The sequence below is a fragment of the Carboxydocella sp. JDF658 genome, assembly GCF_002049395.1.
GTDB lineage: Bacteria > Bacillota.
This window is the reverse complement of record NZ_BDLR01000236.1, coordinates 1-201: the sequence shown is the minus strand read 5'-3', so window position 1 is coordinate 201 and position 201 is coordinate 1. Positions and strand designations below refer to the sequence as shown.

At 54.7% G+C, this 201-nt stretch carries 1 protein-coding gene; it reads left to right on the top strand.

All coding sequences use genetic code 11. The features are described from left to right. Window positions 1-16: 16 nt before the first annotated feature. Window positions 17-201 (top strand): HIT domain-containing protein (locus tag JDF658_RS13960; protein WP_278308133.1); only part of this gene is annotated, 185 nt, incomplete at its 3' end.

The window sequence follows — 201 nt, the reverse complement described above, 5'->3', positions numbered from 1 at the left end:
GCAGCACATCCCTCATTTGCTGGCTGCGGATGAAGTTGACGAAGCACTGTTGGGACACCTTCAGCTTGTCGCCGGACGGGTTGCCAAGGACCTGGGTTTGGAGGAAAAGGGTTTTCGACTCGTAACCAATAATTTGAAGGATGCGGGTCAGGTTGTTTTCCACCTCCACTACCACCTGTTAGCCGGGCGTCCCTTTGGCTG